Source organism: Dulcicalothrix desertica PCC 7102, from assembly GCF_003991905.1.
GTDB classification, from domain to species: domain Bacteria; phylum Cyanobacteriota; class Cyanobacteriia; order Cyanobacteriales; family Nostocaceae; genus Dulcicalothrix; species Dulcicalothrix desertica.
In genome coordinates, this window is record NZ_RSCL01000010.1 from 301,631 (window position 1) to 314,977 (window position 13,347).

A 13,347-nucleotide genomic window follows, 5' to 3' on the forward strand; every position below is an offset into this window, starting at 1 on the left:
CTGAGTGCTGAGTGCGAAACTCATGACAATAAGCTTGCAAATGTAAGATGCTCCCATTTTTCAATAATCTAAAATCTAAAATGAGTATAGAAGTTTACGGTATTCCTAACTGTGGCACCTGCAAAAAAGCTTTGCAATGGCTACAAACTAATGAGATAGAGTACGAATTTATTAATACTAAAGAAAGCCCTCCTGCACGGCAATTAATCGAAGCTTGGGTAAAGAGTTTAGGTTCGCTACCAATGCGGAATACTTCCGGTCAATCTTACCGTGCATTAGGTGAAGAAAGAAAAACTTGGAGCGATGAACAGTGGGTTGAAGCTTTTGCTCAAGACACCATGCTACTAAAGCGTCCTTTATTTGTAAAAGAGGAAACAGCAGTTATGGTTGGGTTTAAAGGTACAAATGAAGAAATACGCGAAAAATTGGGGATTTAGATACTGAGTATACTAAATACATGTATACTACATCCGAGATGTGACAGAATCACTATAGTGTTGTAATTCATCCAGATTCGATGTCTTCAAGTAATCAAACCCTCGATTTTGCAATCCAACGCTTGCGGGAAGTACGTCGCTTACTGCTGCGTCTGCACAAAGCGCTTTTAGATTCGGAACGGACCTTATATGAGCAAATATACGGACATATCCAGTCGAGTAATGAGTTCCTTGGGCTAGTTATAAACCATGAGTGGTTTAACTGGCTACATGGAATTTCGCAGCTAATCGTCCGAATGGATGAAGTGTTGTTTTCAAAACAGCCTGTAGCAATTGAACAGCCTAATGAGTTATTGGAGCAAGCTCGAACGTTACTCCAACCTAATAATGAAGGTACACCTTTAGAGCAGCGATACTTTCACGCAATTCAACGTGACCCTAATATTGCTTTGATGCACGCTGAATTGGCACAGATGCTTAGTGTTGAGCGTTAATATTTGTTGGAAGTACGTGGGTGGTTATTTTTGGGTGGGGTTGGCATAAAATCCTAGGTGGTTGGCAACTGGACGAGCTACCATTGGCAGTTTTGTATGAATTGGTGCGTTAAGAAGTTTGGCGCCATTGGGGGTAGATATTGCCAAGGTTGTTGAACCTCCTCCGTCAAGGTTTAGTGCTGTATAGGCGCCAAATTCTGTTATAAATTTAGTCAATTCGGTTTTAGTTAGTCCTTCACTATATAAAGGTTGCTTACCATCTACTAAAACTAGCCATAACTTTTTACCTTCTTTGTCAACTGCTGCGGCAACACGCGGGTAAGGTTTATCTTTATTGTCAATTTTACTCTGGGTTTTGCCGCGTTGTATCAAAATTTCGGCACCTGCTATTCCATGAACTGTACCCGCAGGACATTCTTCACCACCTGGAATTTGAACTTGGTTATTTGCTGTAAAACACAATACATTCCACTTTGGTTCTACTGACGAATAGGTCTTACTATTTGATATAAGTTGTCCCAATACATTTGCCGTATCATTTGTCTGTGGATAATAATCCCAAGGTGTAGCTTCGCGAAAAGGATAAAAGTAACTGCCGTTAATAGCTAGCTGTAGTTTCAACTCATTAACGAATTCAGGTATAGTTTTGGCTATAGTTTCTGTATCTGTTTTTAAAACACTTGCACCTGGAGTTACAAATGGCTTGACTCCAGGCGCCGTTAAGTCAATGCTGATGATATGTATCAAGACCGGACGTGGTGTAACACGCGCTATACGCTGATAAATAATACCTTGAAATAATTCACGCTGCTCTGCTGTGCGAGGTGGGCGTATAAAATGTAACCACCCATATAGTATTAATGGAAAACCCAGTATAATCGTTCCTATTATCAAGGCAATATTTTGCTTACGAATTTTGACTTGATGCTGCATCGCTGGTTTTAGTTCCGAAAATCAAATATGGATTCTTCCCACCTTAACTTTTCAAATCAAAATTTGCAAAATCGCTCGTTTAAAGGACTTAATTTGAATGGCGCCAACTTTAGCGGTGCGGATATTCGCGGATGTGATTTTAGTAATGCACAGTTAAAAGATGTTAATTTGACAGGAGCCAAGATTGGTCAATCGCCAAGGGTTTTTGTTTTTGTGCTAACGATTGCGTGTGTAGTAGCTATTATTACGTTTAAAGCAGTCAGTGAAATGTCGTTTGGTGTACTTGGACGCACTCCTGAAGAGTCAGCCTGGTCTTACAGTGTAGCTTTGTTTGTTAGTTTGGGTATAGCTGGGTTGTGCGCTAGTTTAAAGCGTATTATTAAAGAAAATTCTATTTTTTACCGTTTGACTACAATTATATCCGGCGCCGCTTCTGGAGCTTTACTTGGGTTTTATTATGGTGGTAGTAGTCAAGGTAATAATCCTCAAATTGCGGTGATATCGGCAGTTTTCGCATCTTTGGTTATGGCATTTGTATGCTTTAAATTTAAAACTGGGTTTGTACGGGTTGTGGTTGCGGTTACTGGTTGTATTACAAATTATGGGTTTGCTTTTTTACTTAGTAGTTTGGCGTTTGCCTTTCTAAGTATTCCAAATATTTTATTAGGAAGTATTTTTATATGTCTGACTTTATTTGCTACTGCATCAACTATGTTTTGTTTGCTACAGGCAGTTAAAGAAATTACTAGTGTTGGTGTTACATCATTTAAAGGCGCCGATTTATCTAATGCTAAATTTGATGAGTCGGTTTGCAACGGATATAACGGATGTAACGGATGAGTTATTTGTCACGTTGCAATGTTTTTAGATTTTATGTAGTATGGTTGTAACTCGTGGAAGAGGAAAGACCCCTCTGAGAGGTTTACTCGAAAAGGAAATGTTAATTAAGATGGTTAGCATTGGCGATTAGTAGGGTAAAACGTATGTGCAACGAGACTGCAACAAGGTGTCATGTTCATGGTGTGCTGACTTGAAGTTAACAGTGCGCGGGATGTGGAAGCTGGATGGTACCGCCGTTAATACGGTTCCAGCGAGTAAAACTTAACCCATATAAGGGTTTTTTGTCATGGTACTTTGCTCAAAAAGATTTATTGCTTCGTTGGAAGCGTCGTTAACTGAAGTAGTTGTGATTTGTGGATGGATACTGCATCTGCGAGAACTTGCTCGTACTACATTTATTGTCGTCAAGGATTGTAGTGGTCAAGTGCAATGTGTTGTAGCTTCTGAGTTGGTGCGAGACTTGAAGCTCAAGCTCGATGAACCTTTGGAAATAAGAGGTAAAATCAAGCCCGATAAACGAGCTAAACTTGGTTTTGAGTTAGAAGTTATTGAGATTAATGTTCTTAATCAAGTATCTATACTGCCTTTTAATTCCAGTTCAGATATTTCTGATATTGGTATCGAAACTATCTTGGCTTACCGTCCGTTGTCGCTGCGTCATAGTGAGATAGGTGATATTTTTCGGATACAAGCAGCTATTTTGCAATACTTTCGGCAATTTTTAGGCGCCAGATATTTTACTGAAATAGTCACATCCAAGATAGTATCTAGCGGAACTGAGGGTGGAACTAATTTGTTTGAAATCAAATATTTTGAACGTCTAGCATACCTTGCTCAAAGTCCGCAGTTTTACAAAGAGTATGGTGTTTCAGGTTTAGAGCGAGTGTTTGAGACTGGTTACGTTTATCGTGCAGAACCTCACGCAAGTAGTAGACATTTGACGGAATATTACTCTTTAGATTTGGAAATGGGGTTTATTAACAGTGCTGAAGAAGTAATTGAGTTAGAACGAGAGCTACTAACGTTTATTTTTGAGCAGTTGAACCAAAACTTCGCAGACCAACTTAAACATTACAGAACAAAATTACTTCCCTCAATGTTGAATGTACCCACTTGGGAATTTACAGAATGTTTGAAACTACTTAATCATCACTTTGGTCGTAACGACCTTATTGACGACCTAGACCCAGAAGCTGAACGTCAACTTTGTCAGCTAGCGGAAGCCGAAACAGGAGTCGCAGCGCTGTTTGTAATTGGTTTTCCTTTATCTGCAAGACCTTTTTACACATACCCGCGTGGTCATGAAGGCGCCTCACAAAGTTTTGACTTATTATTTGAAGGCATTGAAATTACAACAGGTGGGAAAAGATTACACAAACGCGAAGATTTAAAACAATCCTTAACAAATCGTAATCTCAATCCCGCCTCATTTGAAAATCATTTACAAATGTTTGAACTAGGAATGCCACCACATGGAGGACTAGCAATTGGTTTAGAACGTTTAACTTCCCGAATCTTAAATCTACCCAACGTTCGACAAGCATCGCTTTACCCACGCGACAGGTATCGAATCACACCATAAAAGTGCTGAGTTATGAGTGCTGAGTGCTGAGTTTGGAATAATACTCAGCACTCAGCACTTTCAACTAATTATTGAATATCCTTCAAAGTTGTATCGTAACCGCTAAACATTTCTAAATAATCTAAAATTGAAGTACCAAATTCATCGCGCGAAACTTTACCCTGTACAAGTAAATTTACCATGTTATCTGGCCCGCGTAAGTGTGTAGCAGCAAGAAGACCCGAAAGTGTAATGGTGATAGTTTTTAATTTATTACCATCTTTAAACTTGATGGGTTTATTAAGATACTGATTGATTGATTTGCCTCGCTGTTTGAGTAGAGAGTTTACATCTTGCCAGTACACAGCAAAAGCTTCTTTGATTGCTGTTTCTTGTACATTTGGGGAATTTAAAAATTTGTTTTTACTATCAATACCACGTTTGTTAGTCCACGTTCCACGCCAATAATTCTTATCGGCGCCATTCCCATAGTAAACTTGTGCCTTGTAATAACCCAAACGTCTTAATAAAACTTCTGCAAACTGATACTTACCAAGGAAATATAATTGAGGATTAATAAATCTATACGCAGTGGCGCCTGTTCTGCCTGTCTCACGTTCTCCAAGCGCATTTAACATGTCTTGAAAGCTACCTTTTCTTTTTGAAGCTTGATTTTGTTTTGTATTAACTATTTCAGCCTGTGTACATAGATAAGGGTATTTTACATTGACAGTGTTATTTATATCAGTAATTTGAACAGTTAATAACTGCGAGATTAAAAGTAATGTAGAATACATGTGGTTGCTTAGGTAAATTCAATCTCATTTTAAACCTAAGCTATGTTGATATAGATGTATCATGGAATACATGTATAGACGTTACATGTAACGTCTATACAGGATTTTGAACGTAACAGGTTTTGGACGTTAGTGTTCAAGGAGTAATTCTCCAAATTTTAATAGTGCCATCTTCACTACCACTGACAAGTGTTTTGCCATCTGTAGTAAAAGCAATAGACCAAACGCGGCTATTATGACCTTGCAGGGTGCGAATTTCTTCACCACTGAAAGGATTCCATAATTTAATCATTGTGTCACTACTGGCACTAGCTAACATTGTAGAGTCGAAACTAAAGGCAACAGACCAAATTGTATCGGTGTGACCTTGAAGCATTCGGTACTCCTGACCGTTGGATACATTCCAGAGTTTGATGGTTCTGTCGCTACTTCCACTAGCAATTTGATTACCATCTGGACTAAAGGCAATTTGCGTCACGGTATCTTTATGACCTTTTAAGGTACGAAACTCTTCTCCAGTGGAAACGTTCCATAACTTAATAGTTTTATCATTACTTCCTGCTGCAACTACTTTACCGTCAAGACTAAATGCAACTGATGTAACTCTACTTATGTGACCTTTAAGGGTACGAATTTCTTCTCCTGTGGCAATATTCCAAAGTTTTATTGTTTTATCAGAGCTACTTGTAGCAAGTGTTTTTTTGTCTGGACTAAAAGCTAAATCGGTAATAGCATCATTATGACCTACAAACGTGCGGATTTCTTGCCCTGTTTCAACGTTCCACAGTTTTGCTGTTTTATCAGTGCTACCACTGGCTAAAGTTTTACTATCGGCACTAAAGACAACTTTCATTACACTTTGATTGTGACCTCTCAGCATACGAATTTCTTCACCATCCAGACTCCACAGTTTGATAGTTTTGTCAGTGCTACCACTAGCTAAAGTTTTTCTATTTGCGCTAATTGCAACAGACATCACGTAACCTGAATGTGCTGAAATTGTTTGTTGCAAGAAAGCACTGCTGGGCAAACTACTAATCAAAAATGTTGGCGCCGTTGGAAATATTTTGTACCGCATATAGCCGTATATTTGCGTACCAGTTAAACTGACCACTAATACGGCGCTACTTATTAATAAAGATTTTGCTATTTTGGTATTTGCGAGGAACGCTGAACGTATAGATGCAAATTTAGCTAGGAATTGTGCTAGGGGTGAGGGTTTAAATAACCGTTGTGATGAGAACCGACGCTGATTGTTTGTTGATAAGGAAGGCAAAGGAATTTGTCCATTGGAGGTTGATGAAGTGGCGCCTATATCTAAATCCCTTTGTACTTCTTCAGCCGATTGATAGCGCTGGTTGATATCTTTTTTAAGCAGTTTATCAAGAATCTCTCCCAATTCATTAGATACTTCATGTCGAAGATGATGGCGCCATGAATTTACCCAACTGTATCCGTATTCTGTCCATAGTTGGAATGGTGAAACACCAGTCATTAAATGAAAACACGTGGCGCCTAGACTAAATAAATCACTAGCCGGATACGCTTCACCACCGTTAATTTGTTCAATTGGACTGTATCCAAACGAACCAATGGTTGTGCCTGGTTTAGTTTGGACTGTCGCAGTTAACTGCTTTGAGGCGCCGAAGTCAATCAAAACGATATCACCACCACGTTTGTGTATTCCTGATGTTGATGTATGTGGTGTCGAGCGAAAAGTACTGTATTGAAGTGAACGACGCATGATATTTTGAGGCTTGATATCACGGTGAATAACTCCGTGTTCGTGAATAAAATTCAGTACAGGTAACACGTACATAAATAATTCACGAATTTGAGCCTCATTAAAACTTGTTCGCTGTTGCAGTTCTCTAAATAAATTTTGACCTTCAATAAACTCTTGGACGAGATACAAATAATTATCTTGCTCAAAGTAGGCAAGCAACGTTGGAATTTGCGAATGTCTCCCAAGCTCTTGTAAACGTTTGGCTTCTTCCTTAAAAAGCTCAATAGCCTTATTTAAAGCCCATGTACCTTGGACTTTGGGTGCTAATTGCTTGACAACACAACGTTCATTAAGCTTATCAACATCTTCTGCCAAATAAGTTCTGCCAAAACCTCCCTCATCGGAAAGTACTTTAGTAACACGATAATGACCTCGAAGTAATATGGTCAGAGGTGCGCTGCAACTCTGGCAATACTGATTTGTGTCAGGATTGATAGGACTGGGGCAATCTGGGTTTAGGCAGCAGAGCATCTTCACAGCAACTTTGTTCCAGTATAGATGTTAATGATAGCGCTAGCTAATAAATATCTCTGCTAATTTGCCTAATTTTTAATTATTTAATCTATTTAAATTAAGAAACCAGGTTTCTGATTAAAAATTGTCGTTTTCATTACAAGTTGTAAACAAGAAACCTAGTTTCTACAATTCTAGGTGCCAGACCTTAATAGTATTATCGAAACTGCTACTAGCTAGATTTTTGCTGTCTGGGCTAAAAGCAACTGACCAAATACGGTTACTATGTCCGATGAATGTATTAATTGCTTTACCTTTTTGTACATTCCAAAGTTTAATAGTTTTATCCCAACTTCCACTAGCAAGAGTTTTACCATCTGGACTAAATGCAACAGACCAAACGCGGTCAGTATGTCCCTTTAAAGTACGTATTTCTTCATTATTTTCAAGGTTCCAAAGTCTAACAGTTTTATCCCACCCTGAAGAAGCAAGAGTTTTACCATCGGGGCTAATAGCCAATGCTGTAACCGCACTATCATCATGTCCAGCCAGAGTTTGTACTCTTTGCCCTGTTTTTAAATCCCAAATTTTGATTTTACTGTCGAATTGAGTAGCTGTAGCAATTATGGCTTCATGACCTCGTTTACTCAAACTAAATTCTTTCGGTAACACTGTAATAGCCAGACTATTAATAACATCACAATTCCCATTAATCGTCCTGATTAATATTCCTTTCGTTACATCCCACACTTTAACATTCTGGTCCCAACCTCCGCTAGCCAAAATGGCACCGTCTGGACTAAAAGCAACAGACTGTACAGATGCAGCGTGTCCAGTAAGAGTGCGAACTTGTTTCCCTATACTGGCATCCCATAATTTTACAGTTCCATCCAAGCTGCCACTTGCGAGTATTTTACCGTTAGGACTAAACGCAATAGTATTGATTTCCTGAGTATGCCCTACAAGTGTGTCACGTAATTTTCCTGTAACTACATCCCACAGCTTGATTGTTTTATCGCTACTTGCACTAGCAATTGTCATGCCATCAGGACTATAAGCTACTACCGACACTGTTCCCAAATGTCCAGTCAGCGTCAAAGCTTGTGTTACCCCTGTTGCATGTGCCAAGGGACTTATTCGAGACATATTTGTTAATGGTTGCCAGTACCAGGCGCCTCCGAATCCTAAAAAAGCGATAATCAACATTAAAAATTTGTTGCAAGAAATATGCTTGATAGGTTTTATAAACTTTGTAAACTTTATAACATTAATTTGAGATAAAGACTTTTTAGCACTCATATTATATATACTGCATTACGGATTTTTCCAGTATTATCACTAAGTTCGGTTTGTAAACTTAGTCTTGTAATTACGTACAATTAGCTGGTGAGAACACAAAATATATGAAAATTTCAAGGTAACTTTACGTATTTTTCTATAATAGATATAAAAATATCAATTATGAGAAGTTTCTTTAAATACATCCCTATACTAAGTGTATAAATGCGTCTATAATACTGATTTGCTCTAATGCTTCTATTGACTACAATCTATAGACATAGATAGTTCATGTATATTACTGAAATTAAATATTGAATTCACACAATCTTTAAAAATCAACATAAAATTTGCCTAAATCTTTAAGAGAATTCGCGTTGCATTGTTCAAAGAGGGAAATTGGCAACGGATGTAACGGATGTAACGGATAGATGATTTTACACCAAAAGCAGATTCAAATTGCATTAGTCACGCAGCGTAAACGGAGTTTTCCCGTTATCCTAAGGATATCCCGAAGGGTAGGGTAGAATCTGAGTTCTGCCTTGGATATCATAATACAGCGGATTTAGTGTACATGCGGTGCATGTAGAGACTGTACATGTACGGTCTTTACAAGGTTTTGGGCATTATGTATGTACCTCATATACCTGATATTTGCTGTAAAACTCTAGATTTTCCCGATTTGCAGTATAAATAACGATAATTTGTGATAATCGGCTTTTAATAGTACTACTGGTTTACTTCAAAGCACCATTTTTGGTATTACTGGCTTAGTTTGCTTTCAGGCTGGCGCCCATTAAGTACTACTCTTTCACATCAAGTGACTATTCTTAATCTTACAATTACTTGAAATCTTTATTTTTGGTACTACTGGTTGAGCTAACCAGTAGTACTGTTGGCTCGATTAGTTTCAGGTTGCCGCTTTGGAAGTCTACTACTGGTTCACATCAAGTAACTATTTTAAATCTTGCAATTACTTCAAATCCGTATTTTTGGTACTACTGGTTGAGCTAACCAGTAGTACGATTGGCGCCCATCAACTACTAAATAACTCGGCGAGAATAAACCAAAATTTGTTAAAAAACGTAAAGCTAGAAAATTAGTTTGTAGTAAGCGATGCGCTTCCACAGTGGCTACGAAGCTTTAATTATTTAAACCGACTTACTCGTTTATTTTAAAACGCTATCTCATCTCTACATTACTCTCTGTGTGCAGACGCTCCGGAACCGAAGCGCATCTACGTGTCTCTGTGGTAATAGACTAAGTATTTTTAACTTATTAAGCGTAAAGTCTACAGAGGATGAGGTAACATAGCGTTGGTTATTTTAACTAGTTATGACTCAAGATTTTCAGTTCTTAAAACGTCTATACAATGCTTTCGACCCGTTTCGTCCTTTGCCCGCAGGTGACCCAGCATACGTAAACTGTAATAGTGTGCGGGGAGATGGTGATATTTTGGTGGGAGTCGGTAGAGAAATTTTAATGTCCGATAGAATGACCTGCCAGCTTTTCGGTGGTCATCGTGGCGCCGGAAAGTCAACCGAGTTGCTACGTCTTCAAGATTATTTAGATAAACAAGGTTGTTTTGTTGTTTATTTTGCCGCTTATGAAGAAGATATTGAGCCAGAAGACGCACAGTATACCGATATACTATTAGCCTGCACGCGACATTTACTTGAATCTTTAAAGGATAACGCTAATCCGGCGCCTCTACTTAATTGGTTAAAAGACCGTTGGGAAGAATTAAAAGACTTTGCACTATCTGAAGTTTCTCTGGAAAAAATTGGTGTAGAAGCACAAATTGCCCAGTTTGCAAAAATTATAGCTAATTTGCAAACAGAACCAAGTGCTAGGTAAATTAGGAAAGCTCAACAAAGCAATTGAATCCTATGATAAAGCAGTTGAAATTAAATATGATTACTACATAGCATGGTTTTACAGAGGTCTTACGCTGATTGACTTAGAGGGATTAGACGAAGCTGTTACATCTTATGACAAAGCTCTTGAAATTAAATTTGATAACTATGAAGTATGGTATCACCGTGCTAAGGTGCTAGGTCAGTTAGAAAAATGGGACGAAGCAATAGCGTCTTGCCATGAAGCAATTAAAATTAAACTTGATTACCTTGAAGTATACTATTATCTAGGTAATATACTGGTTGACTTAGGAAGATTAGACGAAGCTGTTGCAGCTTACGATAAAGCTGTTGAAATTAAACCTGATAAATACGAAGCTTGGGATAGTCGTGGGTACGCTTTGTTTCAATTAAGAAAATTAAAGGAAGCAATACAATCTTACAATAAAGCAGTAGATTTAAACCCTGAGTATGCAAATGCTTGGTATAATCGTGCTTGTGCTTATGGTCATTTGAATAATGTTGACTTGGCACTGCGAGATTTACAACAAGCAATTAATTTAGATGCTGAGTATAGAGAAATGGTCAAAACTGATGTTGATTTTGATGGTATTCGTGATAACGCGCGGTTTATGGCACTATTATAGATAGCATTTCAATGCGAGCAAAAATGAAAGTACTTATATTTTAAAGAACAGGATTTCAGTTTGTGAAGGGTAAAGTTGTTTTAGTAAGTTTTCCGTTGGATGATTTATCTTCTATTAAGGCACGTCCGGCAGTTTGCTTGACTAACCCTGTAGGAGCAAATCAACACATCACTCTTGCTTTAATTACTAGTATGATTCCTTGCGAGTTACTAGAGACTGATATTGTTATTAATACGAGTCATCCTGATTTTCCTACCAGCGGTTTACACAAGGCTTCAACTATTAGATTAGACCATTTAATAACGCTGCGTCAGTCGCTTGTTCTACGTGAGTTAGGGGAATTTTCTCTAGAAACGCAACAACAAATTTTAGATAAATTACTCAATTTTTTACGTGCCTAGTTAGAGACGTTACATGTAACGTCTCTACATGTATTTTATAAACTAAATATATTTTATTAATTGCAGCTATAAATAATTATTTTCGATTTAAATTTTTGTTATTAAGCTAATATTTATCACTATTTCTATGTTGATTTTATTTATGCAATAACTATTTACTTGAACCTTGCTGTTGAGACAACCAACGCTGTTATCGCTTGCGCTACCTAGCCATATTGTTACCGTGCCAAGATTTGTGTGTCAGAAATTTTACTAGTCTGACTTATTTACTCAGAAAGATGTAACAATATAAGTAGATATGTTAAAAAATCTAAAAGTTAGAGTAAAAATGCCAAGGTAAATGTTATGGGTAAAAAACCTCGCGTGGTTGTCATCGGCGCCGGAATTGGTGGACTAACTGCTGGTGCGTTATTAGCGCATCGTGGATACGACGTTTTAATTCTTGACCAAGCGTTAGTACCGGGTGGTTGCGCTTCGACGTTTAAGCGTAAGGGTTTTACCTTTGATGTTGGCGCCACTCAAGTTGCGGGGTTGGAAGCAGGGGGTATTCATCACCGGATTTTCTCGGAGTTAAATATTGATATACCAGAAGCTACACATTGCGACCCAGCTTGTGCTGTGTTTCTACCTGGAGAAAGTACTCCTATTAATGTTTGGCGTGACCCAGTAAAATGGCATGAAGAACGTATTCGTCAGTTTCCTGGTAGCGAACCATTTTGGGGATTATTAGCTGAGTTATTTAAAGCCAGTTGGCAATTTCAAGGACGCGACCCTGTACTGCCACCACGCAATGTTTGGGATTTGTGGCAGTTGACTCAAGCTGTGCGCCCAAGTACTTTTATTACTGTACCATACACTTTATTTACTGTTGGTGATGCACTGCGCGCGTATAAGCTAGCTCATGACCAACGGTTACGAACATTCTTAGATTTACAACTCAAGTTATATTCACAGGTAAGTGCCGAAGAAACTGCGTTACTTTATGCCGCAACTGCATTATCTGTCTCACAGGCGCCGCAAGGTTTATTTCATCTCAAAGGCAGTATGCAAGTTCTGAGCGACTGTTTAGTCACTGCTTTGGAACGTGATGCTGGAAAGCTCTTGATGCGGCATAGTGTAGAAAATATTATTGTTAAGAAAGGTAAAGCTGTTAGCGTCACAGTTAAAAACCAGAAAACTGGGGAGATGTGGGAAGAACCCGCAGACCATATAGTTGCTAACGTCACAGTGCAAAATTTAGTGCAGCTGTTAGGAGACAAGGCGCCACGGGGTTATAAAAAGCGCGTAGAAAAACTTCCTTCACCATCAGGCGCCTTTGTTATATATCTTGGTGTTGACGCAAGTGCTATTCCTGCTGAATGTCCACCACATCTACAATTTTTGTATAATCCCAATGGCCCAGTTGGGGAAAATAACTCGCTATTTGTTTCTGTCAGCCATGAAGGTGATGGACGGGCGCCTGCTGGTAAAGCGACAATAATAGCCTCGTCGTTTGTCGATGTGGAACGATGGTGGAAGACCGAAGATTATGAAGCTTTAAAACAAAGGTTTACTTCGGAAGCAATATCACATCTAAATAAATATTTTTATTTAAAACCTGAAACTATCGTTCATGTTGAAGCCGCAACACCCCGCACTTTCTACCGCTATACTGCACGCTCTGAAGGGATAGTAGGAGGAATTGGGCAACGCATTCCAACTTTTGGCCCTTTTGGTTTTGCTAATCGTACACCTATACCACGTTTGTGGCTAGTCGGTGACTCTACGCATCCAGGTGAAGGAACTGCTGGTGTTAGCTATTCTGCGCTAACGGTAGTCAGACAAATTGAAGCAGGACTTCAGATAAGTTAATATAGCAGCAGTC

At 38.6% G+C, this 13,347-nt stretch carries 13 protein-coding genes; 8 read left to right on the top strand and 5 right to left on the bottom strand.

Translation table 11 applies throughout. From position 1 onward, the window contains the following. Nucleotides 1-80: 80 nt before the first annotated feature. Together DSM106972_RS22325 and DSM106972_RS22330 are read left to right on the top strand one after the other, a co-directional pair. Nucleotides 81-437: a Spx/MgsR family RNA polymerase-binding regulatory protein gene (locus DSM106972_RS22325; RefSeq protein ID WP_127082779.1), complete on the top strand. Its 357-nt coding sequence runs from the start codon at nt 81-83 to the stop codon at nt 435-437. A gap of 80 nt (nt 438-517) precedes the next feature. After that, the gene (locus DSM106972_RS22330) at nt 518-931 is read left to right on the top strand and encodes a hypothetical protein (protein WP_019489103.1); all 414 of its coding nucleotides are present in this window, start codon (nt 518-520) and stop codon (nt 929-931) included. Nucleotides 932-955: 24 nt separating this feature from the next. On the opposite strand, the gene DSM106972_RS22335 is transcribed toward DSM106972_RS22330, so the two are convergent. Beyond that, complete coding sequence (locus tag DSM106972_RS22335) at nt 956-1,864, bottom strand: phosphodiester glycosidase family protein (protein ID WP_127082780.1); 909 nt, start codon at nt 1,862-1,864, stop codon at nt 956-958. 27 nt (nt 1,865-1,891) lie between these two features. Here DSM106972_RS22335 and DSM106972_RS22340 point away from each other — a divergent pair, with 27 nt between their 5' ends. Beyond that, complete coding sequence (locus tag DSM106972_RS22340) at nt 1,892-2,704, top strand: pentapeptide repeat-containing protein (RefSeq protein WP_127082781.1); 813 nt, start codon at nt 1,892-1,894, stop codon at nt 2,702-2,704. A 286-nt stretch (nt 2,705-2,990) separates the two neighbouring features. Beyond that, nucleotides 2,991-4,286 carry an aspartate--tRNA(Asn) ligase gene (aspS, locus tag DSM106972_RS22345; protein ID WP_127082782.1) on the top strand — a complete coding sequence of 432 codons (1,296 nt, stop codon included), beginning with the start codon at nt 2,991-2,993 and terminating at the stop codon, nt 4,284-4,286. 68 nt (nt 4,287-4,354) lie between these two features. Here the strand turns inward: aspS and DSM106972_RS22350 are convergent, their stop codons facing one another. The 4 genes from DSM106972_RS22350 to DSM106972_RS51500 form a co-directional block, all read right to left on the bottom strand. Continuing rightward, complete coding sequence (locus DSM106972_RS22350; protein ID WP_127082783.1) at nt 4,355-5,062, bottom strand: hypothetical protein; 708 nt, start codon at nt 5,060-5,062, stop codon at nt 4,355-4,357. Between the two features lie 136 nt (nt 5,063-5,198). After that, nucleotides 5,199-7,319: a WD40 repeat domain-containing serine/threonine-protein kinase gene (locus tag DSM106972_RS22355; protein ID WP_170213592.1), complete on the bottom strand. Its 2,121-nt coding sequence runs from the start codon at nt 7,317-7,319 to the stop codon at nt 5,199-5,201. Nucleotides 7,320-7,487: 168 nt separating this feature from the next. After that, the gene (locus tag DSM106972_RS22360; RefSeq protein ID WP_127082784.1) at nt 7,488-8,600 is read right to left on the bottom strand and encodes a WD40 repeat domain-containing protein; all 1,113 of its coding nucleotides are present in this window, start codon (nt 8,598-8,600) and stop codon (nt 7,488-7,490) included. Nucleotides 8,601-9,557: 957 nt separating this feature from the next. Then, on the bottom strand, nt 9,558-9,707 hold the full coding sequence (locus DSM106972_RS51500; RefSeq protein ID WP_158632862.1) for a hypothetical protein: 150 nt from the start codon (nt 9,705-9,707) through the stop codon (nt 9,558-9,560). 207 nt (nt 9,708-9,914) lie between these two features. Between DSM106972_RS51500 and DSM106972_RS22365 the strand changes: the two genes are divergently transcribed. The 4 genes from DSM106972_RS22365 (at nt 9,915) to crtD (ending at nt 13,334) form a co-directional block, all read left to right on the top strand. Continuing rightward, nucleotides 9,915-10,436, top strand: coding sequence for a P-loop NTPase family protein (locus DSM106972_RS22365; protein ID WP_127082785.1), 522 nt, complete (start codon nt 9,915-9,917; stop codon nt 10,434-10,436). Then, the gene (locus DSM106972_RS22370; RefSeq protein WP_127082786.1) at nt 10,426-11,082 is read left to right on the top strand and encodes a tetratricopeptide repeat protein; all 657 of its coding nucleotides are present in this window, start codon (nt 10,426-10,428) and stop codon (nt 11,080-11,082) included. Before DSM106972_RS22365 ends, DSM106972_RS22370 begins: the two co-directional genes overlap by 11 nt. Nucleotides 11,083-11,144: 62 nt before the next feature. Then, entirely contained in the window at nt 11,145-11,483 is a 339-nt protein-coding gene (locus DSM106972_RS22375; protein ID WP_127082787.1) for a type II toxin-antitoxin system PemK/MazF family toxin, read from the top strand. A gap of 345 nt (nt 11,484-11,828) precedes the next feature. After that, nucleotides 11,829-13,334, top strand: coding sequence for a C-3',4' desaturase CrtD (crtD, locus tag DSM106972_RS22380; RefSeq protein ID WP_127082788.1), 1,506 nt, complete (start codon nt 11,829-11,831; stop codon nt 13,332-13,334). Nucleotides 13,335-13,347: the final 13 nt, after the last annotated feature.